Consider the following 20,475-nt stretch of genomic DNA (forward strand, 5'->3'; position numbering starts at 1 on the left):
CCCGCGACGGGGACACTCGCGCCCTGCGCCAAACACCGCACCACCACAGTCGAGAGGCAGCGACCGCCCTTGCTCGGCCCGCAAACACCATCGCCAGACCGCACGAACGGCGATCGACTCACCCGCGACGGGGACACTCGGGCCCGCGCGAAACACCGCGCCGCCACAGTCGGGAACGCCGCGAACCAGGCCCCCACACACGAAAGGGACTCTCGCGCCGAAGCACGAGAGTCCCCGCCGGTACCGGCCGTCAGCTCAGGTCCGGGCCTTTCGAGCGCAGGTCGTCGACCTTGGTCATCGCGTCGCGGAGCTCGGCGAGCCAGGTGTCGGCGTGTTCGCCCACGAGCCGGACGGCCCAGGCCAGCGCCTCGGAGCGCGAGCGGGCGACGCCGGCCGCGACGAGGGTGTCGAGGACCAGGCGTTCGGGCTGGCGCAGCCGCGTCATCACGGGCGCGGACAGCGTCGTGAACAGCACCTGCGTGCCGCCCAGCTTGGCGCCCCAAGCCACCTTGCGCTGGTAGCGGTGCTCGGCCTGCCGGGCGATCTCGATGCGCTCGTCGCGGGTGTCCTCGCGGAACCGGCTGATGCGGCCGTCCTCGGCGGCCGCGCGGGCCGCGTCGTCGGCGTATTCGCCGGTCAGCGCGGGCAGCTCGCCCACGATGATGATCTCCTCGCGGTCGACCGTGACCTCCGGGTCGCCCGTGAACCAGCCGTCCGGGAGGCGCCCGCCGAGCCAGGCGGCCGCGTCTTCGGCCGACGGCACCTCGGCCTGCTGCCAGCCGCCGCGGCCCTTCCAACCTCGTCCCATGTGTCCCACCACCTCGAAGTGCGTGTACATGTTCGCCTCCGCGATTACATGATTACCTCGCTACTCAAGCTACGCCGAATACTCCTCAGGTAGGACACTGTTCACCAGGGGCGGAACTCAGAGCTGCGCGAGCAGCTCCCCCGCCGAGGTCACCGGGCGATCGCACACGTAACCGCGGCAGACGTACGCCGCCGCAGCTCCGTCCACCAGCGGACGGTCCGCCAGCAGCGGCACGCCGGGCGCGTCCGGAGCGCCACCCAGCACCACACCGCCACCGTGGATCTGCCGCGCAGCCGCCGCGACCAACGCCGACCGGCCCTCCCCGACGACGGCCACCTGCACCGGCCCCGACTGCGCCGCCTCAGCCACCGAGAGCCAGTGCCCGGCGAAGCGCGGCGCCCGGTCGACCAGCAGGCCGGCGCGCTGCAACGCCGCATCGGCCGCGTCCCGATACCGCCCGGCCCGCTCGTGACCGGCCAGCGCGGAAGCCGTCAGCAAGGCACCCGCCAACGCCGAAGCCCCCGAAGGGCTCGCGTTGTCCGTGGGGTCGGCAGGACGTTGCACCAACGTTTCCGCGTCGTCCGCGGTGTCGTGGTACGCGCCCGCGGCATCCGAAGCGAAGTGCGCCAACGCCAGGTCCAGCAGCCGCGAAGCCTCCTCCAGCCACTGCGGCTCCCCCGTGGCCTGGTGCAGGGCGAGCAGCCCGTCGGCCAGGCACGCGTAGTCCTCGAGGACACCCACCGGCACGCCGGCCACGCCGTCGCGCGAGCTGCGCCGCAGGCGACCGTCCACCAGGTGCGTGGACAGCAGCAGCGACGCCGCCCCACTCGCCAGCTCGATCCACTGTGGACGCTCCAGCGCGACGCCCGCCTCGGCGAGCGCGGTGATGGCGAGACCGTTCCACGCGGCCACCACCTTGTCGTCACGCGCCGGCTGCGGCCGCGAAGCTCGCGCGGTCAGCAGCGCCCGCCGCACGCGCTCGAACCGGTCGGCAGACTCCGGATCGCCCGGCAGCTGCAGCGTCGACGAGCCCTTCTCGAACGTCCCGTCCTCCGTCACCGAGAACACCGAAGCCGCCCACGCACCGTCGTCTTCACCGAGCACTTCGCGCAGCTCCGCGGGCGTCCAGACGTACGTGAGACCTTCGACGCCGTCGGTGTCCGCGTCGAGCGAAGCCGCGAAGCCGCCCTCCGCGGTCAGCAGATCGGCCTCCAGGAACCGGACGATCCCCTCGGCGACGCCCAGAGCGAACGAAGACCCCCGACGCGCCAAATGGGCGTAAACCCGGAGCAGCAAAGCGTTGTCGTACAACATCTTCTCGAAGTGCGGCACGATCCACTCGGCGTCCACCGAGTACCGCGCGAAGCCGCCGGCAAGCTGGTCGTGGATGCCGCCGCGGGCCATGGCCTCCGCGGTCGACGAAGCGAGCGACAGCGCTTCAGCCGAGCCCGTGCGCTCGTGGTGGCGCAGCAGGAACTCCAGGACCATCGACGGCGGGAACTTCGGCGCGCCGCCGAACCCGCCGTGGACGGGGTCGACCTCGGCCCCGAGCTTCTCCACGGCACCGGCCAGCACGCCGGCGTCCACCGCCGAAGCCTGCAACGGCCCGCTCTGCTCGGTGAGGTGCCCGATCAACCGCTGCGCGCCCTCGCGCAGGTCTTCGGGCCGCTCCGCCCACGCCTCCGAGACGGCCACAAGCAGCTGCCCGAACGACGGGATGCCCGGCCGCGGCGTCGGCGGGTAGTAGGTGCCGCAGTGGAACGGCTCACCCTCGGGCGTGAGGAAACAGGTCATCGGCCAGCCGCCCTGGCCGGTCATGGCCTGGGTGGCGGCCATGTAGACCGCGTCGATGTCCGGCCGCTCCTCGCGGTCGACCTTGATGTTCACGAAGTGCGCGTTCATGAGCGCCGCGGTGCCCTCGTCCTCGAAGGACTCGTGGGCCATCACGTGGCACCAGTGGCACGCCGCGTAACCGACCGACAGCAGGATCGGCACGTTGCGCTCCCGCGCCTCGGCCAGCGCTTCAGGCCCCCACTCGCGCCAGTCGACGGGGTTTCCCGCGTGCTGCAGGAGGTACGGGCTGGTCGCGTCCGCCAGTCGGTTCGCCATGTCACCAGGGTGGCACGGCGCCTGCCTCACCCGGTCAGGCGCACCCGCCCGGCGGGCGAGGTCAGTCGGACTTGGCCCGCGCCGGGTCGGCCGGCTCGGCGGCCTTCACCTCGACCCGCGCGCCCGCGTCGTCCGGCTCCGGCGTTTCGCCCGAAGCGTCGGAACCCTCAGCGGAAGCCTCCTCCTTGTCGAAGCTCGCCGGCACCTTCTTCAGGTGCTTGCTCATCGACCGGATGAGGAACGCGACCGCGATCAGGAACAGGATCAGCACCAGCAGGCCGACGGGTGAGGACTTGCCGAAGTCCTCACCCTGGCCGCCGTTGTCACCGCTGTCGGGCTGCTGGGCCAGGAACAGGGCCGACGCCGTCAGCGGGGCGACCGCGACGGCCGGCACACCGAAACTCATGGACTCACCTTCTCCTTGATGCCGGCGAACAGATCATCCTCCGGCAGCGTGCTGTCCACCAGGGAGCGGTTCAGCTCGTACTCCTCGGTCGGCCACGTCTCGCGCTGGATCTCGAGCGGGACCGCGAACCAGCGGCTGGTCGGGTCGATCTGCGTGGCGTGCGCCTTCAGCGCCTCGTCGCGCACCTCGAAGTATTCACCGCACTCGATCCGGGTGGTCACCCGCTCCATGATGTCGGCCCGGTCGGGGTCCCAGGACTTCAGCCACTCCTCGTACGGCGAGGGCAGGCCGGCCGCCTTGAGCGCGGTGTCGAACGCGATCATCCGGGCCTTGGAGAAGCCGTGCACGTAGTACAGCTTGAGCGGCTGCCACGGGTCGCCGGCGTCGGGAAAGCGGTTCGGGTCGCCCGCCGCGTCGAACGCCGCCATCGACACCTCGTGGGTGCGGATGTGGTCCGGGTGCGGGTACCCGCCGTTCTCGTCGTAGGTGATCAGCACGTGGGGCTGGAACTCCCGCACCACGCGCACCAGCGCCTCAGTGGACTCCTCCAGCGGCACCACGGCGAACGAGCCCTCGGGCACCGGCGGCAGCGGGTCGCCCTCGGGCAGCCCCGAGTCGACGAAGCCGAGCCAGCGGTGCTGGACCCCCAGGATCTTCGCCGCGCGCGCCATCTCGTCGCGGCGGATCTCGGCCATGTTGGCCAGCACGTCGGGGCGGTCCATGGCGGGGTTGAGGATGCTGCCCGCCTCACCGCCCGTGCACGTCACGACCATGACCTCATGGCCCTCGGCGACGTACTTCGCCATCGTGGCGGCGCCCTTGCTGGACTCGTCGTCCGGGTGCGCGTGCACCGCCATGAGACGCAGGTTTGAGGCGCGGTCGCTCGTCATCAGCTCGTCAGCTCGCACCATGTTCCGAACGACCCTTTCGTGTCCCGTTATTCCGTCGTAGCCTGCCCCGGCTCCACGCCACCGGAACGGCTCGCGGATACTCGACGACAGGTGGTGCCCCCAGGCGGGCTCCCCCCATTGTCCCCACGGGTACGACAAGAACGACCGGAGGCCCGGACTTGCAGACCGGAGAGACCGCAACCGCCGAGGGAGACGCCCGTCCGGCGCCGCCCGCGGACCGGTACGGGTCGGCGGGCAAGACCGGGTCGAAACGCTGGAAGCGCTGGGTTTTCACCGCGATCGCGGTGGTCGCGGGCTTCGCTGTGGCGTGGATCGCCTACGTCAACCTCGGCCAGACGTCGATCGACGCCGAGCGCGTGGCGTTCGAACCCCGCCCGGGCAACGCGATGGAGATCACCATCAACGTCACGCGTGACGACCCGGACAAGCCCGGGGTCTGCGTCGTGCGGGTGCAGGACAGGTCCGGCTCCGAGAGCGGCCGGAAAGAGGTGCTGGTTCCCGCCGGGGCCGGCCACAGCCGGGTGAGCACGGTGGTGAAGAGCATCGGGGAACCGGTGACGGCCGACGTGTACGGCTGCTCGTACTCTATACCACGTTACATGTCAACCCCATAGCGGCCAACGGGGTGAAATGCGCGGTGGGTGTCCGCGCGGCGTGGAATGGACCGGCGTGGCTGCACCCTGCCGTGATAAGCTGACACACCAGCACGGCCCGAGGCGGGCCGTGTTTTTCCTTTATCCCAGCCGTGCGGGCGCAGTGAGCCCGTGCGGAGGCCGGCTTGTACACCCAAGCCTGGCAGGCCCGACGAGGAGATGGTGACCGTGAGCGACAAGGTGACCTGGCTGACCCAGGATGCCTACGACAGGCTCAAGCACGAGCTCGACGAAATGATCGAGAATCGTCCGGTCATCGCTGCGCGCATCAACGACAGCCGCGAAGAGGGAGACCTCAAGGAAAACGGCGGCTATCACGCGGCGCGCGAAGAGCAGGGCCAGGCCGAGGCGCGGATCCGCCACCTGCAGGAGCTGCTGCGTTCGGCGAAGGTCGGCGAGGCTCCCGAGGACGACGGCACCGCCGGTCCCGGCAAGGTCCTCACCGTGAAGTACGCGGGCGACGACGACGAGGAGAAGTTCCTCCTCGCCACCCGCGAAGAGGGCGCCGAGGGCGCGCTCGACGTGTACTCCCCGGAGTCGCCGCTGGGCAAGGCCCTGCTCGGCGCCAAGGAAGGCGAGTCGCGCGAGTACGAGCTGCCCAACGGCCGTACGCAGCAGGTCACGCTGGTCAAGGCCGTGCCCTACAGCGAGGCCTGATCGGTCTTCGCGTACCCGGCTCACGAGAGCCGGGTACGCGACTAGCGTGGCCCCTGAACACCACTGGGAGGCCACGATGAGCACCGAACCGATGTGCCGCGCCTGCGGAATGCAGTACCCCGGACCCCGTGACGACTGTCCGGTCTGCGAGGACGAACGCCAGTACGTCCCTCTCACCGGCCAGGCGTGGACCGACCTCGCGACGCTGCGGTCGAGCGGCGAGTACCGCCCGCGCGTCGAAGAGCAGGGACCGGGCGTGATCGGCATCGGTTCCGAACCCGGTTTCGCGATCGGGCAGCGGGCGCTGCTCGTGCGGGCCGAATCCGGCAACTTCCTCTGGGACTGCGCCGCCTACCTCGATGACGAGCTCGTGCGGCAGGTCACCGACCTCGGCGGCATCACGGGTATCGCGATCAGCCATCCGCACTACTACACGACCATGGTCGAGTGGGCCCACGCCTTCGACGCGCCGGTCTACCTGCACGAAGCCGACCAGGAGTGGATCGGGCGCCCCGACCCGTCGATCCGGCTCTGGTCGGGCACCACGCTCGACGTCGCCGACGACCTGCGGCTGATCAACCTCGGCGTGCACTTCACCGGCGGCACCGTGCTGCACTGGCCGGCGGGTGAGGAAGGCCGCGGGGCGCTGCTGTCGGGCGACATCGTGCAGGTCATCCCCGACCGCACCCACGTCGGTTTCATGTACAGCTACCCGAATCTGATTCCCGAACGCCCCAGCGTGGTGCGCCGCGCGGCGGAACTGCTGGAGCCGTACGCGTTCGACGCGATCTACGGTGCGTGGTGGGACCGGATCGTGCGCAGCGATGGGCACGAGGTCGTGCAGCGTTCGGCGAAGCGGTACCTGGCCCACGCGCTCGACGCGTTCTAACCGCGCGCGGTGCGCTCCAGCAGGGGCCGCACGCGCGGCGGCACCGGCGTGGACAGCGCGATCGAGGTCGACGTGCGCAGCACCCCGTCCACGCCGACCACCTCGTCGATCACGCGTTGCAGGTCGTCGTTGTCGCGCGCGACCAGGCGGACGAACAGGTCGCCCTGCCCGGTGGTCGCGTGCACCTCGCACACCTCTTCGATGGCGGCAAGCGCCTCGGCTACGCCGCCTCGCCGGCCCTGCGCGATCTCCAGCACGGCGAACGCGGTGAGCCCGTAGCCCATCGCGGCGAGGTCGAGCTCGGGCGGGAAGCCGCCGAGGATGCCGCGTTCGGTGAGCCGGTCCAGGCGCGCCTGCACGGTTCCGCGCGCGACGCCGAGGCGGCGCGCGCACTCCAGCACGCCCAGCCGGGGCGAGTCGGTGAGCAGCAGCAACAGCCGGGCGTCGAGCGAGTCGAGCACGGTTTCCTCCCTGCGCAGGTTGTCCACGTTGACCGCAGCATACGGCTTTCCGCTGCGCACATTGTCCAGTGAAATCGGCGACCGTTGCTCATCTTGCCGTGACGGACCCATGCTTCAGGGCATGACCCACACCATGGATCCGCAGGGCGCACTCGACGACGTCAGCTTCGACCAGCTCCGTCAGCTCGTGGGGCTCGTCGAGCACGACGCCACCAACGACCCGTTCCCGGTCAAGGCTCTCGACGCGGTGGTTTTCGTCGCCGGCAACGCGACGCAGACCGCGTGGTTCTACCAGGTCGCGTTCGGCATGCAGCTCGTCGCGTACTCCGGACCGGAGACGGGTCGGTTCGACCGCAAGGCGTTCGTGCTCAAGTCGGGCTCGGCGCGGTTCGTGATCACCGGCGGCGTGCGGCCGGACTCGCCGCTGCTCGACCACCACCGCCGCCACGGCGACGGCGTGAGCGACCTCGCGCTGGAGACGACCGACGTGGACAAGTGCGTGGAGCACGCCCGCGCGCAGGGCGCCACGATCCTCGAGGAGCCGCACGACGTCTCCGACGAACACGGCACCGTGCGGATGGCCGCGATCGCGACGTACGGCGAAACCCGCCACTCGCTGATCGACCGGTCGCGCTACGCCGGTGTGTACCTGCCCGGGTTCGAGGCGCGCGAGAGCACGGTGACGCGGCCCGAAGGTGCGCCGAAGCGGCTGTTCCAGGCGGTGGACCACTGCGTCGGCAACGTCGAGCTCGGCAAGATGGACTACTGGGTCGACTGGTACCACCGCGTGATGGGCTTCGTGAACATGGCGGAGTTCATCGGCGACGACATCGCCACCGACTACTCGGCGCTGATGAGCAAGGTCGTGTCCAACGGCAACCACCGCGTGAAGTTCCCGCTGAACGAACCCGCCGTGGCGAAGAAGAAGTCGCAGATCGACGAGTACCTCGAGTTCTACGAGGGCGCCGGCTGCCAGCACATCGCCTTGGCCACCAACGACATCATCGCCACGATCACGGCGATGCGGGCCGCGGGCGTCGAGTTCCTCGACACACCGGACTCCTACTACGAGGACCCGGAGCTGCGCGCGCGCATCGGCGAGGTGCGGGTGTCGATCGAAACGTTGCAGGAGCACAAGGTTCTGGTCGACCGCGACGAGGACGGCTACCTGCTGCAGATCTTCACGAAGCCGATCGGCGACCGGCCCACGGTGTTCTACGAGCTCATCGAACGGCACGGTTCGCTGGGGTTCGGGAAGGGGAACTTCAAGGCGCTGTTCGAGGCGATCGAGCGGGAGCAGGAGCGCCGAGGCAATCTCTGACGCTCTCGCGGCCGCATCTGATCGATCTCCGACGCCTTGCGGCGCCACAGGAAACCCCCGATCGGCGTGGTTGTCAAGGATTGAGTGGTACGAGCGGCCCGTTCGCGACGAAAAGTCGCGGGCGGGCCGCTTGCCACGTTTTGTGTCGGTGCGAGCACGTACAGTCGATTTCAGGTGCCGGCCAGATCGGTTGACCCGGGTGGCAAACTGGGCCGATCGGATCAATTCGGACGGCACGGGAACCTGGGGCGGGCCGGATCCGTCACTCTGGGGAAGTCGGCTCGAGAGGAATGGGGGCCCGATGTCGGACGACGTCGACGCCAGCCAGCGGATGGTGGACGGCTGGACGCGGCAGCTACAGGAGACTGCTGCGCGCTACCAGGCGATGGCCGACCGCATGCAGGGCCAGACCGTGACCGAGCGGGCGAAGGACGGCTCGGTCGAGGTGACCGTGGATGCCAAGGGGCTGTTGAAGAACCTCGTGATCTCCGAGTCCGCGGGCGGCAAGCGGATGGCCGAGGTGTCGGCGCAGGTGATGCAGCTCGTGCAGAAGGCGCAGGCGCGGATTCCCGAGTTGCTGCAACAGGTTGCTTCCGAGACGCTGGGCCAGGACGCCACCGGCGACAAGCTCGTGGAAGACGCGAAGAGCACGTTCCCCGCGCCGCCGCCGGAAGAGCCGTCGGCGCCACCCGCACCCGTGCACCGGTTCGGGCCCGAGGACAACGACCCGCCTCCGCCGCCACCGGCCGCACCGCCGCGGCACCAGGCGCCGCCACCGCCACCACCGCGTCATCGCCGGGCCGAGACGTCCGACGATGACGACGACTTCGGCGGCTCGATCCTCTCCTGAGTCCGGTTTCGCACAGCCATCCTGGGGGATGAACACCATGGCACCTAAGGGATATGAGGTCGGCAGCGACCTCGAGGCGCACGCGCGCCAGCTCGACGGGATCGGCGACGGGCTGCGGCAGGCCGTCGACGCCGCGAACCAGGTCAGCATGCCCACCGACGCGTACGGCATCCTCTGCCAGCCGTTCCGGGCCATGCTCGACCCGGTGGAGGAGTTCGGCATCAACGCGTTGCAGAACACCGTGACGGCAATGGACGCGCAGGCGCAGAAGCTCCGCAACGCCGCGCAGGCGTACGAGACCTACGAAACCGGCACGACCGACGCCATCGCCTCGACGAAGGTGCCCGACTGATGGCCGACGGCAACCCGCTCGTCGTCCAGGCGAAGCAGGACGGCGACGGCCCCGGGCCGCTCACGGCGGGCAACGGCGACTACGGCTACGCCACGGGCATCGGCGTCGCCGAGTCGGCGATGGACGCGTTCAACGGCATCAAGGACGGCGACTGGGTCTCGGGCGGCCTCGGTGTGCTGAGCCTCACGGGCGAGATCGCGGGCGCGGCGATCGACCCGTTCGGCTATCTGATGTCGTCGGTGGCGTCGTTCCTCATGGAGCACGTACAGCCGCTGAAGGACATGCTCGACTCGGTGGCCGGCAACCCGCCCGTGATCCAGTCCTACGCGGACACCTGGGGCAACGTCGCGAAAGCCTTGCAGGACAGGCAGGCCGACTACACCAACGCGGTCAAGACCGGCACCGCGGAGTGGACGGGCGACGCGGCCGACGCGTACCGCAAGGGCGCGGCGGAGTGCGCGGAGGCACTCGGCGGGGCTGCCACGGTCGCGAGCGCGATCGGCACCGTCACGATGATCATGGGCCAGGTCGTGTCGTTCGTGCGGGAGACCGTGCGGCAGCTGATCGCCGACCTGGTGGGCAAGCTGATCTCGTGGGTGCTGGAGGAGGTCTTCTCCCTCGGCTTCGGCACGCCGCTGGTGGTCGCGCAGGCCGTCACGGCGATCTCCAAGTGGGGCGAAAAGATCAGCGGCCTGCTGACCAAGCTGTGCGACACGATGCGCCGGGTGTCGCCGCTGCTGGGCAAGCTCGCCGACGTCTTCACGAAGATCATCAAGATCCTCGGCAAGCTGGCCGGCAAGGTCACCGGCCTCGACGTGATCAGCACCAAGAACATCAAGGCCGGCGGGTTCGCCCACCACACGGGTGGCGGCGGCTCAGGCGGTGGTTCGCACCACAGTGGCTCCGACGGTGACGGGGACTCGCCCGGCGGCGAAGGTTCGGACAGTCCTGACGGCTCAGACGGCTCAGACGGTTCGCACTCCGGTGACTCGGACGCCGACAGTTCGCACTCCGGTGATCCGGACTCTGGCAGTTCGCGCTCCGGTGACGCGGACTCCGGCAGCTCGCATTCCGGTGATCCGGACTCCACCGGCTCGCACTCGGGTGACGGGGACTCCGCATCGACCAGCCCGGACGGCGGTGGTCCCTCCACAAGGGACGGTTCTTCCGGCGACTCGTCGCGCCGCAGCACGGGAAACGGCACCCACGACAGCGACACGGGCGGGGCCGGTGGCGACAACTCGGCGTCGACGTTCAGCGGCGATTCCGCCTCCCACAGCAGCTCCACGCCGCACACCACCAGCGGTCCGTCCGGCGGCGGGTCGCCGAGCCACACCGGTTCTCCGCCGAGCCACGCGGGCAGCTCTTCGCCGTCCGGCGGCGGCAGCTCCACGCCCTCGCACACGGGCGACGCGCCGAGTGCCCACACTGGCGACGCGCCGAGCTCGTCGCAGGCGGGCGGCTCACCGTCCGGCGGCTCGGCGTCCCACAGCAGCGGCGGGTCCGGCGGCGGCGCCCCGGCCCACTCCGGCGGTGGCTCTTCCGGGAGCAGCTCGCCGTCGTCACATCAGAGTTCCGGCGACAACTCGACCTCGGCGTCGGGCTACGCGCCGCCGAAGGTCGACGAACCCGCGCCCAGCGCCCCCGCGCCGCGCACCGGCGATGGCGCGGGTCCGTCGGGTTCCGCCACGCCGAACCAGCCCGTCGCCGGCGGTCTGCCGCCGCAGGGTGGTGGCGCTCCGGCAGGTTCGCCGTCGGGCGGTGTCCCCGGTGGCACACCGGCGGCCCGCCCCGGCAGCGGCGGTGGCTGGACCGGCACGCCGGGCAGCCCGGGCGCGCGCACCCCGGAACCCTCAGGCCCGCGCACCGGCCCCGATCGCGGGCCCTCCGCACGGCGGCCCGGCGAGGGTCCCGAGCCCTCGTCGCGGCGACCCGACTCGGGTTCACCGCGCCGCCCGGGTGACCCGAACCCGCGCTCGCCTCAGGGCCCGGACGGCTCGCGCCGTCCCGGTGACCCGGCGGCGGGCGGGCCGCGGCGGCCGGCCGACGCGCCGGAGCCCGTCGCGCGTGGCGGCTCGCCGACCGCGACCCGCCCGGAGGCCAACAGTCCACATCGGACTCCCGAGGGAAAGCCCGGCGACCGGACCCCGCGCCACCGCGAGCCGGACGACCACGCTCCCCATCACAACGAGCCGGACGACGGGGCACCTCACCACGACACCGACGGCTCACCCGACCACCACGACAACGCCGATCACCACGACAACGCCGACCACCACGATCCGTCCGATCACCACGACACGCCCGACCACAACGGCGCGCCCGACCACGACGGCGAGCCGCACCACCACGACGACGAACCACTGACACCGGACGAGGTCAACCACCACCACTCCGAAAGCACGCCGTCGGGCACCTCGTACCACCGCGGCGACACGGACCTGGGCGACCTCCCCCACCGCGTGCAGCCGGATCCGGACGGGCGCTACACCGTCGACGTGCACGTGACGTCCGACGGGCACGCGCGCATCGGCGACCGGCACTACACACCGGAGGAGTTCGCCGACGTCCTGCGCCACAACCCGGACTACGACGGCCGTCCCATCCGCCTGATCGGCTGCGACGCCGGCTCCAACGACTTCGCCAACCGGCTCTCGCGCGAGCTCGACACCGACGTCATGGCGCCGACCAAACCGGCCTGGACCGACGCGAACGGCCGGGTCTTCTCGTCCGACTACGAGGTCGGCCCGGACGGCCGGATGCGGCCGCGGATCCCGCCGGACGGCGAGTGGTCCGTGCACCACCCGGACGGCACGTCGCACCACGCCGGTCAGGACGGTTTCGCGCCCGAGTCGCACCACCACGACCCGCACGACGTCGACGCCGACAGCGCTCACGCGCGGGGCGACGACGCCAACGGGGGCGTCCCGGAGGAGGAGTTCGACCTTCCTCCGGCGACTCGCACGTACAACCCGGACTCACCGGAGTTCGACCGGCGGTTCGTGGACTGGGACCGGCCCGGCGACTCCGAGTTCGCCGGCCCGCGCCATCGCGAAGGCCACCCGGACATCGACTCGCCGCGCGACCTCGACGGCGTACCCGCGCGGACCAGCAACGCCGACCCGGACCCGGACGGCGTGCCGCAGACGCTGCACGGCGAACGTCCGCTGGCGGGCCACGCCAAGTACCACGTGTCCTACGAAAACGGTGCCAGCACGCGGTTCTACACCGACGCCGACGGCCACATCACGCACGTCGAGGCCACTCCGGGCACGTCGTCGCCCAACCACAACCCCGACCTGCGCTACCCGCTGATCCCGGGCGCGCAGTACCGCGTGCCGAACTTCCACGACCCGGCGAAATCGTGGACGTTCCACATCGGTGAGAACGGCAAGCCCGACGCGATGACGGGCGACCCGAGCTTCGACGGCCGCAACGACACCTTCCGCGACACCAACTCGCAGAACCGCTCCGGCGGCGAGGGCAAGGAGGCGTTCGCGAACCACCCCGAGTACGGCGACAAGTACGAAAAGGTGCGCTGGGCGGGCGGCCACCTCGCGGCCAACGAGATGGGCGGGCCGGGCGAGTACGTCAACATGCACCCGCAGATGGCGGCGTCCAACAGCGGCAACTACCGCGACGGCTGGATCCACGAGGCTTCGTGGCGCAACCAGGAGACGGAGCTCGGGAAGTTCGCGAACACCGAGGGCCAGGACATCCAGAACTACCAGGTCGCCATGCACGGCGACAGCAACGGCGTGCCGGAGAGCGTCACCATGCGCTGGCAGGAAGTGGTCTACAAGACCGACGCCAACGGGCACGTCGTCCTGGAGAACGGGCAACCCGTCGAGATCTCGCGCGTGACCAAGGAGCGCGAGTTCCCGAACAACCCCGCGGACATCAACTTCGGAAAGAACAGGCAGTACAGTGACCGATCCCGTCCCCGCTGAAATCGCGACGGCACTGGGCAACGCGGCGCCGCCCGGGTGGGCGGAGATCGTGCTCACGGTGTCGGCGACCGTGGTGGCCAACGACTTCGCGCTGCAGGTGCGGATGCGCGACGGCTCCCCCGGCTCGATGGAGCTGCCCGCGCCCGTGAAGGCCGCGTTCCGCGCGCTGCGCGACGAGATGTACGAACCCGGCCGCGGCACGTGGTTCTCCGCGAAGGTCGCGCTGCGCCCGGATTCCCCGCCGGAGTTCACCTACGACCTCGACGGCGACCCGAACTGGTGGCCGCCCTTGCATCCCAGCGCGTTCACGCGTGATCTGGAGGCGTACCCCCGCGACGACGAGCACGTGCCGGCGTGGCTGCGGAAGCTGCTCGACGAGGGCGGCGAGCAGGAGCGCCTGCGGGCCCAGAAGTGACCGCGGCGCCCGTGCCATGATGGGCCCGCCCGAAAAGTCCGAACGATCAGGAGGACACGACCGATGCCGTTCAAGTGGCCGGAGCTGGACCCGATCCAGCAGAACGAGCTGCTGGGTGAGATCACCACGGCCGTGGTCGAAGCCCTGCCGCCGGGCTGGCAGCAGGTGATGATCGACTACCGCATGGTCGGCCGCAACGTCGATGTCGCCGTCGGCGTGAAGGATCCCAGTGGCACGTTCCGCCCGTGGGACCCGCCGGTCGACGTGTGGAAGATGTTCCAGCGCCTGCGCGGCGGGATGTACGCCGAGGGCGAGGGGACGTGGTTCTCCGCGCGCTTCGGCATCGAGCCGCCGAGCCGGTTCACGATCCAGTACAACTGGCGCAACGAGCCGGACTTCGACCCGTACCCGGCCGCGGAGCAGTTCGCGATCGAGCAGGAGCGGTTCCCCCGCACCGAGGAGTTCATGCCCGACTGGTTCCGCGAGCGGCTCGCCGCCGCCGGCAACTGACACCACCGCGGGGAGACACGCCGTGAGCCAACCGCCGGTACCCCTGAGCCCGGCCCAGCAGCAGGACCTCGTCCAGCGGATCGGCCAGGCGTGCGCCTCGGCCGTGCCGCCGGGGTGGCGGCAGCTGCGGGTCGAGTACCGGGCCGTGGGGCGGCACGTCGAGGCCGATGTCGTCACCACGGCCCCGGACGGGCGCGACTACCCGGCGCGCCCGCACCCCGAGGCCGTCCGCCTCCTCGGCGTCCTTCGCGGCGGCATGTACCGCCGCGGCCGCGGCACCTGGCTCAGCGCGACGCTCCTGTTCACCCCTCAGCAGCCACCCCGCCTCGATTTCCGCCCGGACGTCGAGCCGGTCTGGCGCCGGCTGCCCCCGCAGCTCGGCTTCCAGGACGAGCTGCGGTTCTTCCCGCGCTCGGACGCCTTCATCCCGCCCTGGCTGCGGGCCCGCGCGGGGCTACCGCCGCTCCCGGCGCCGTGGACGCCTGACACGCCACCGCCACCGCCCGACCGCGCTCCGGCTCCGCAACCGGGCCCCGCCGCGGCACCTCCGCCCCTTGCGCCGACGCCCCAAGCCGGCCCGCCCGCACCGCAGGACTACGCCACGGCGGCACCGGCGGGCGGTTCGGCAAACGCCACCGCGCCACCACCGGCAGACGAGCGCACCGCAGCTGCGCAACAGGGCACCGCAGCACCGCACAGCGCCGCGCCACCGCCCGCTGTGCCGCCGTCCGCCGCGCCACCGTCCGCTGTGCCGCCGTCCGCTGTGCCGTCGTCGCAGGCCGGTGCACCTGCCGCGCCGCGACAGGATGGCGACGCTCCGGCTCCGACGGACGGAAGCGCAGCCCCCGCCTCGCCGCAGGCGAACACCGCCGCCGCACTTCCGGCGAACGGTGCCACCCCCACGGCCCAGCAGCAGAACTCGGCGGCGCCAGAACCGGCGGCCGACGAAGCAGCCGTCGCGACGCCGGCGGACGCCGCTGAACCGACGCCGGCAGGTGCTGCGCGGTCCGAGGAAACGGCCGGCCCCGTCACGCCGGCTGAGCCCGGCGTCGCGGATCCACCGGCGACGACAGTGGCCGAGATGCGGACCCCGCGGGTCTACGACGGGCTCGACGAGGCCGGCCGGCCCGTGGTGGAGCGGGAGGCGCTGCCCGAGGCGGAGCGCGAGCGGGTGCTGACCTACCTCGAGTCCGCGCCCGCGGTGCTGGCGTCGCGGAGTTTCGACGTCGACGCGTTCGATCCGGGCCGCGTGGATGTGGTGCCGTTGACGTTCCGGACCGATGGCAGCTGGGTGTGGCCCGGGGCCGTGGCGTACTACCTGCGGGAGCACGCCGTGGCGCCGGACCCCGAGTTGCTGAGCCACATCCGCGGGCGGCGGTTCGAGGTGCCCGAGGTCGGCGAGCCGGCGCGGGAGCTGGCGCTGGCGGCGGTCACCGGGGCACAACCGGTCCGCTGAGGACGGTCACGGGACGATGGTGAACCCGGCGTCGGCGAGAGCGGCCTCGACCTCCTTGCAGTGTTCGGGGCCGCGGGTTTCCAGGGCGAGCGCCACGTCGACCTCGCCGAGCGCGAGGCTGCCGGAGATGCGGGAGTGCTCGACGTCGAGGACGTTGGCGCCGAGCTCCTTCACGCACGTCAGCACGGAGACGAGCGAGCCGGGCCGGTCGGGCACGCGCAGGTGGAGCTTGAGGTAGCGGCCACCGGCCGTCATGCCGTGCTGGATGATCTGCTGGAGCAGCACGGGGTCGACGTTGCCGCCCGACAGGATCGCCACCACCGGCGGCTCGAAAGCGCCCGGGTGCTGCATCAGCGCGGCGACGGTCGCGGCGCCGGCGGGCTCGACCACGAGCTTGCGCCGCTCGAGGCACAGCAGCACCGCGCGGGACAGCGACTCCTCGGTGACCGTGACGACGTCGTCGACCAGCGAAGACACGTGCGCGTAGCTCACCGGGCCCGGCTCGCCGACCGCGATCCCGTCGGCCATCGTGTGCAGCTCGCTCAGGCGCACGGGCGAGCCCGCGGCCAGCGAAGGCGGGTATGCAGCAGCGTCCTCGGCCTGCACGCCGACCACGCGGATGTCGGGCCGCAGGCCCTTCACCGCCGCGGCGACACCGCCGACCAGGCCGCCACCGCCCGTGGCCACGAGCACGGTTTTCACGCCGGGCACCTGCTCGAGGATCTCGAGGCCGACGGTGCCCTGCCCGGCGATCACGTCCACGTGGTCGAACGGGTGGATGAATACCGCCCCGGTGCGCTCGGAGAACGCGATGGCCTCCGCCAGCGTCTCTTCGAGGACGGCGCCGTGGAGGTGCACGTCGGCGCCGTAGCCGCGGGTGGCCGCGAGTTTGGGCAGGGGCGCGCGCAGCGGCATGAAGACCGTCGACGAGATCCCCAACAACGACGACGCCAGCGCCACGCCCTGCGCGTGGTTGCCGGCGCTGGCCGCGACGACGCCGCGGGCGCGTTCCTCCTGGGTGAGGCCGTGGATGCGGGTGTAGGCGCCGCGGATCTTGAACGAGCCGGTGCGCTGCAGGTTTTCACACTTGAGGTAGACCGGGCCGCCGTGTAAGCGCCGCAGGTCACGGGCGTGTTCCATGGGGGTCACCCTGGTGATGCCCTCGAGGAGCTTGCGCGCCTCCTCGATCCGCTCGATGCTGACCAGTTCCATAGGTCGCGATGATGCCACCGACGGATGGCCGAGGTGCCACCGCCGCGGGACCGGTACTCTGATAACGGCAACCACACGTGATCAGGGAGTGCGACCATGGCCCGCGCGAATAACGCGACGACCGCTCGCGGGTCGCGCGCGACCCGTTCGGCCGGAGTCCTGCCCCTCGTGCTGGGCGTCGCCTCCGCCGTCGCCCTCACCGGTGCCGCCTACTTCACCGTCGACGCCGCCGGCTGCGGCGCCCACCCGCAGTACATCCGCCACGACAACCACGTCGAGCTCGTCGGCGGCTGCATCGACGGCTCCGAGCTCCCGGCCGCGCCTGCCGAGCAGCAGGAGGCCGTCCACCACTCCCTGCACACGGCGGGTCCCCAGCCGAGCAGCTACCGGCCCTGACCGGTCCAGACCTGCGCTCTCGCGAACCCCGCGGCCGAAGATCGGCGCGGGGTTCTTGTGTCCGCGCGGGTCTCTGCGCACAGCAGGAACCCCCGCACCGAGTGGCACGGGGGTTCCTGACGAGCGAGCTCAGCCCAGCGCGGCCGTGAGGTCGGCGACCAGGTCGGTGCCGTCCTCGATGCCGACGGAGAGCCGCAGCAGGTCATCCGGGACCTGGAGCGTGGAACCCGCCGTGGACGCGTGGGTCATGCGGCCCGGGTGCTCGATGAGGGACTCGATGCCGCCCAGGGACTCGGCCAGGATGAAGAGCTTGGTGCGCGACGCGACCTCCAGCGCGGCCTGCTCGCCGTCGGCGTGGCGGAACGACACCATGCCGCCGAAGCGGCGCATCTGCTTGGCCGCGACCTCGTGGCCGGGGTGCTCGGGCAGGCCCGGGTAGTAGACCTTCGAGACCTTCGGGTGCTTGGCGAGCGTCTGCACAATCAGCTCGGCGTTGTCGCTGTGCCGCTCCATGCGCAGGGCCAGCGTCTTCAGGCCGCGCAGCGTGAGCCACGCGTCGAAGGGGCCGGGGACGGCGCCGGCGGCGTTGCGGAGGTAGAAGAGCTGCTCGCGGACCTCGTCCTCGTTGGTGAGCACGGCTCCGCCGACGACGTCGGAGTGGCCGCCGAGGTACTTGGTCGTGGAATGAACCACGATGTCGGCGCCGAGGGCCAGCGGCGTCTGCAGGTACGGCGTGGCGAAGGTGTTGTCGACGACCAGGCGCGCTCCCGCGTCGTGGGCCACGCCGGCCAGAGCCGCGATGTCGGCGATGCCGAGCAGCGGGTTGGTGGGCGTCTCGCACCAGATCAGCTTGGTCTCGGGCCGCAGCGCGGCGCGGACCTCGTCGACGTCGGCCAGGTTCGCGACGGTGTGCTCGATGCCCCAGAGGCTCAGCACCTTGTCGATCAGGCGGAACGTGCCGCCGTACGCGTCGTTGCCCAGCACCAGGTGGTCACCCGGGCGCAGGGTCGTGCGCAGCACCGCGTCGGATGCCGCCATGCCGGACGCGAACGCCAGCGCGTGCCGAGCGCCTTCCAACGAGGCCAGGGCCTGCTCCAGCGCGGTGCGCGTGGGGTTCGCCGTGCGCGAGTACTCGTAGTCACCCTCACGGGTGCCGCCGACGCCGTCCTGCGCGTAGGTCGACGTCTGGTAAATGGGCACGATGACGGCGCCCGTCCGCGGATCGGGCTGCTGCCCGGCGTGGATGGCGCGTGTTTCGAAACCCAGCACGGAGTAGTCGTCGACCATGGTTCCAGGGTACGGCCCGGCACCGACAATCCCGCCAGCTGGGATGGAATTCACGCCTGTCCGGACCTGTCGTCGCAGGTCCCGCCGGCGCGGTCGCCCAGTGCCCCGGCGGGACCGCTCCGTCACCAGCCTTGTTGCGTAGGGTAAGTGCCCGGGTACTGCGGCTGCGCCGGCGTGCCGAGTCCGACCCACAGCTGGGTGGGCTTGACGATCGCGAGGACCAGCGTGGCCACCGGCGGGATGAGCCCGACGAGCGCGCCGGCGATGCCCACGCCCAGGAACTCGGCCGACGAACCGAGCGCGCTGGCGCCGGCCGCGGTCAGGATCAGCGAGACCACCGAGAACGCGATCGAGACGCCGCAGCCGATGATCACGCACATCCGGCCCGCGGGCTTGTGCATGATCAGCGCGATGGCGCCGTAGAGCAGCAGACCGGCGAGCGCGAGATCGACGACCAGCGAGACGATGAAGAGCACCTCGGTCCCGCGCAACGTCGACAGCCCGACGATCGCCCCGATCACCCCGAGCAGCGCGACGATGCCGCCCAGGATCGCCAGCACGGCCGCGGTGATCGCGGTGCCGCCGCCCGGCTTCTGCTGGATCACGCCCGGGCCGCCCGGGTACGCGGGGAAGGGCTGGCTCGGCTGGCCGTACTGCTGGGGGTACTGGCCGGGCACGGGCTGCGGTCCCGAGTACGGCTGCCCCGGCATCGACTGCGGACCGGAGTACGGCGCCGGCTGCTGGCCCGGGTACGGCTGACCGTAGGGCTGCTGGCCGGGGAAGGGCTGCGGACCGGACGGCTGCTGGCCGTACGGCTGCTGCGGATTCTGCCCCTGGCCGGGGTTCTGGGGATAGCTCACGGAAGTCCTCGGGAATCCGGCCCCCACCGGCTGCGGGGAGACGTACCCGTATCGTGCCAGGCCGGAGACGTTTTGGGGGCGAAATCACCACGGTCCGGGGACGTACGCCCGGTACCTGAGGTAGGAGAACGTCGGGCGCAGCGCCGCCAGCACCAGGATGAGCGGCGCCAGCACCACCAACACGGCCCGGTCGACGGCGGTGAAGCCGTTCAGCGCGAACACGACCTCGAAGTAGGCCGCGTAGCCGCCGTTGCCGAGCGTCGGCTCCAGCAGGATCGCGCCGATGGCGATCACCGCGCCGAGGATCAGCAGCACGGCGCCGGCGGTGGCGCGGAAGATCGTGGCGAGCGCGCCGACGAGCAGGAAGAGGCCGGCGCCCAGGTAGCCGCCGAGGTCCACGAGTGTCCACACGGGAAGGTCCCCGAGGCTGAACCCCGAAGGGATGTCGATGAACAAGGTCACCGGCAAGTACCCCGCCGCCGCGGCCGCCACGAGCCCCAGCAGCGCGGCGACCAACGCCGTCGCCCCGGACGGCCGCCCGCGCCGCACCGGCGGTTCCCCGTGCGCGGGACCTGACCGCTGCTGCGCTGGAGATCCGTGCGGGCCGCTCAACTCTGCTCCCCCTCGGGCCGAAGGCGAAAACGAACGGCTCACCCTAGCCCGGAAATCGCGATCATGGACGAGAAATGGCGAAGCGATGAAGAACCAGTGCCCGTTTCGCCCAGCCGGGTAATGGTCCAAGATCAGGAGGGTGGGGTGTTACCGAAAAACAGCATTTCTCAATTTTTCGCAAAGATCGGCTGCGTGGTCGACTGGGCGCTGCACTGGGGCTCTGTGCTTCCGGAGCGCAACGGGAGAAGTGCCGACAGTGGGGAAATGGGCGCGGGAGCGGATCGCGATACCGAGCGGTATTCGGCAGGTTTGAGGATCTGAGTCTTGACGTCGTTGTCGACAGCAGGCTCGGCGCCTCAT

Annotated in this window: 20 protein-coding genes and 1 pseudogene; 12 read left to right on the forward strand and 9 right to left on the reverse strand. The window is 71.1% G+C overall.

Translation table 11 applies throughout. The features are described from left to right. Nucleotides 1-250 precede the first annotated feature (250 nt). The 4 genes from AB0K15_RS17080 to mca form a co-directional block, all read right to left on the reverse strand. The gene (locus tag AB0K15_RS17080; protein WP_285972553.1) at nt 251-808 is read right to left on the reverse strand and encodes a hypothetical protein; all 558 of its coding nucleotides are present in this window, start codon (nt 806-808) and stop codon (nt 251-253) included. 117 nt (nt 809-925) lie between these two features. Further along, entirely contained in the window at nt 926-2,917 is a 1,992-nt protein-coding gene (locus AB0K15_RS17085; protein ID WP_364050537.1) for a thioredoxin domain-containing protein, read from the reverse strand. Between the two features lie 61 nt (nt 2,918-2,978). Then, on the reverse strand, nt 2,979-3,323 hold the full coding sequence (locus tag AB0K15_RS17090) for a hypothetical protein (protein WP_364050540.1): 345 nt from the start codon (nt 3,321-3,323) through the stop codon (nt 2,979-2,981). Beyond that, on the reverse strand, nt 3,320-4,234 hold the full coding sequence (gene mca / locus AB0K15_RS17095) for a mycothiol conjugate amidase Mca (protein ID WP_364050543.1): 915 nt from the start codon (nt 4,232-4,234) through the stop codon (nt 3,320-3,322). Before mca ends, AB0K15_RS17090 begins: the two co-directional genes overlap by 4 nt. Nucleotides 4,235-4,392: 158 nt before the next feature. Between mca and AB0K15_RS17100 the strand changes: the two genes are divergently transcribed. The 3 genes from AB0K15_RS17100 (at nt 4,393) to AB0K15_RS17110 (ending at nt 6,433) form a co-directional block, all read left to right on the forward strand. Next, on the forward strand, nt 4,393-4,848 hold the full coding sequence (locus AB0K15_RS17100; RefSeq protein ID WP_364050546.1) for a DUF4307 domain-containing protein: 456 nt from the start codon (nt 4,393-4,395) through the stop codon (nt 4,846-4,848). 198 nt (nt 4,849-5,046) lie between these two features. Then, nucleotides 5,047-5,544, forward strand: coding sequence for a transcription elongation factor GreA (gene greA, locus AB0K15_RS17105; protein WP_360594206.1), 498 nt, complete (start codon nt 5,047-5,049; stop codon nt 5,542-5,544). A gap of 76 nt (nt 5,545-5,620) precedes the next feature. Beyond that, complete coding sequence (locus AB0K15_RS17110; protein WP_364050550.1) at nt 5,621-6,433, forward strand: MBL fold metallo-hydrolase; 813 nt, start codon at nt 5,621-5,623, stop codon at nt 6,431-6,433. Here the strand turns inward: AB0K15_RS17110 and AB0K15_RS17115 are convergent. After that, complete coding sequence (locus tag AB0K15_RS17115) at nt 6,430-6,894, reverse strand: Lrp/AsnC family transcriptional regulator (RefSeq protein ID WP_326838059.1); 465 nt, start codon at nt 6,892-6,894, stop codon at nt 6,430-6,432. The genes AB0K15_RS17110 and AB0K15_RS17115 overlap by 4 nt on opposite strands. 121 nt (nt 6,895-7,015) lie before the next feature. Here AB0K15_RS17115 and hppD point away from each other — a divergent pair, with 121 nt between their 5' ends. From hppD to AB0K15_RS17150, 7 genes and pseudogenes are all read left to right on the forward strand, one after another. Then, complete coding sequence (gene hppD, locus AB0K15_RS17120; protein ID WP_364050553.1) at nt 7,016-8,215, forward strand: 4-hydroxyphenylpyruvate dioxygenase; 1,200 nt, start codon at nt 7,016-7,018, stop codon at nt 8,213-8,215. A 301-nt stretch (nt 8,216-8,516) separates the two neighbouring features. Then, on the forward strand, nt 8,517-9,065 hold the full coding sequence (locus tag AB0K15_RS17125) for a YbaB/EbfC family nucleoid-associated protein (protein ID WP_364050556.1): 549 nt from the start codon (nt 8,517-8,519) through the stop codon (nt 9,063-9,065). A gap of 37 nt (nt 9,066-9,102) precedes the next feature. Further along, complete coding sequence (locus tag AB0K15_RS17130) at nt 9,103-9,417, forward strand: type VII secretion target (RefSeq protein WP_364050559.1); 315 nt, start codon at nt 9,103-9,105, stop codon at nt 9,415-9,417. Further along, nucleotides 9,417-13,367, forward strand: a complete 3,951-nt coding sequence (locus AB0K15_RS17135) for a hypothetical protein (RefSeq protein ID WP_364050562.1) — start codon at nt 9,417-9,419, stop codon at nt 13,365-13,367. The genes AB0K15_RS17130 and AB0K15_RS17135 overlap by 1 nt, the downstream gene beginning before the upstream one ends. Further along, nucleotides 13,345-13,782 carry a hypothetical protein gene (locus AB0K15_RS17140; protein WP_364050565.1) on the forward strand — a complete coding sequence of 146 codons (438 nt, stop codon included), beginning with the start codon at nt 13,345-13,347 and terminating at the stop codon, nt 13,780-13,782. The genes AB0K15_RS17135 and AB0K15_RS17140 overlap by 23 nt, the downstream gene beginning before the upstream one ends. 63 nt (nt 13,783-13,845) lie before the next feature. After that, the gene (locus AB0K15_RS17145; protein ID WP_364050568.1) at nt 13,846-14,292 is read left to right on the forward strand and encodes a hypothetical protein; all 447 of its coding nucleotides are present in this window, start codon (nt 13,846-13,848) and stop codon (nt 14,290-14,292) included. A gap of 1,075 nt (nt 14,293-15,367) precedes the next feature. Next, nucleotides 15,368-15,748: pseudogene (locus tag AB0K15_RS17150) on the forward strand (ferredoxin); the annotation flags it as partial. 6 nt (nt 15,749-15,754) lie between these two features. Here AB0K15_RS17150 and ilvA read toward each other — a convergent pair. Beyond that, nucleotides 15,755-16,960 (reverse strand): threonine ammonia-lyase, encoded by a 1,206-nt coding sequence (gene ilvA / locus AB0K15_RS17155; protein ID WP_364050571.1) that lies wholly within the window; start codon nt 16,958-16,960, stop codon nt 15,755-15,757. Nucleotides 16,961-17,056: 96 nt separating this feature from the next. Here ilvA and AB0K15_RS17160 point away from each other — a divergent pair, with 96 nt between their 5' ends. After that, nucleotides 17,057-17,356, forward strand: a complete 300-nt coding sequence (locus tag AB0K15_RS17160) for a hypothetical protein (protein WP_364050574.1) — start codon at nt 17,057-17,059, stop codon at nt 17,354-17,356. A gap of 129 nt (nt 17,357-17,485) precedes the next feature. On the opposite strand, the gene AB0K15_RS17165 is transcribed toward AB0K15_RS17160, so the two are convergent. The 3 genes from AB0K15_RS17165 to AB0K15_RS17175 form a co-directional block, all read right to left on the reverse strand. After that, nucleotides 17,486-18,643, reverse strand: a complete 1,158-nt coding sequence (locus AB0K15_RS17165; RefSeq protein WP_364050577.1) for a cystathionine gamma-synthase — start codon at nt 18,641-18,643, stop codon at nt 17,486-17,488. A 122-nt stretch (nt 18,644-18,765) separates the two neighbouring features. Beyond that, entirely contained in the window at nt 18,766-19,503 is a 738-nt protein-coding gene (locus AB0K15_RS17170) for a hypothetical protein (RefSeq protein ID WP_364050580.1), read from the reverse strand. 84 nt (nt 19,504-19,587) lie between these two features. Beyond that, complete coding sequence (locus tag AB0K15_RS17175; protein ID WP_364050583.1) at nt 19,588-20,052, reverse strand: hypothetical protein; 465 nt, start codon at nt 20,050-20,052, stop codon at nt 19,588-19,590. A 126-nt stretch (nt 20,053-20,178) separates the two neighbouring features. On the opposite strand from AB0K15_RS17175, the gene AB0K15_RS17180 reads away from it, so the two are divergent. After that, nucleotides 20,179-20,436: a hypothetical protein gene (locus tag AB0K15_RS17180; RefSeq protein ID WP_364050586.1), complete on the forward strand. Its 258-nt coding sequence runs from the start codon at nt 20,179-20,181 to the stop codon at nt 20,434-20,436. Nucleotides 20,437-20,475 lie beyond the last annotated feature (39 nt).

It is taken from the genome of Amycolatopsis sp. NPDC049253 (assembly GCF_040678995.1).
Lineage (GTDB): Bacteria > Actinomycetota > Actinomycetes > Mycobacteriales > Pseudonocardiaceae > Amycolatopsis.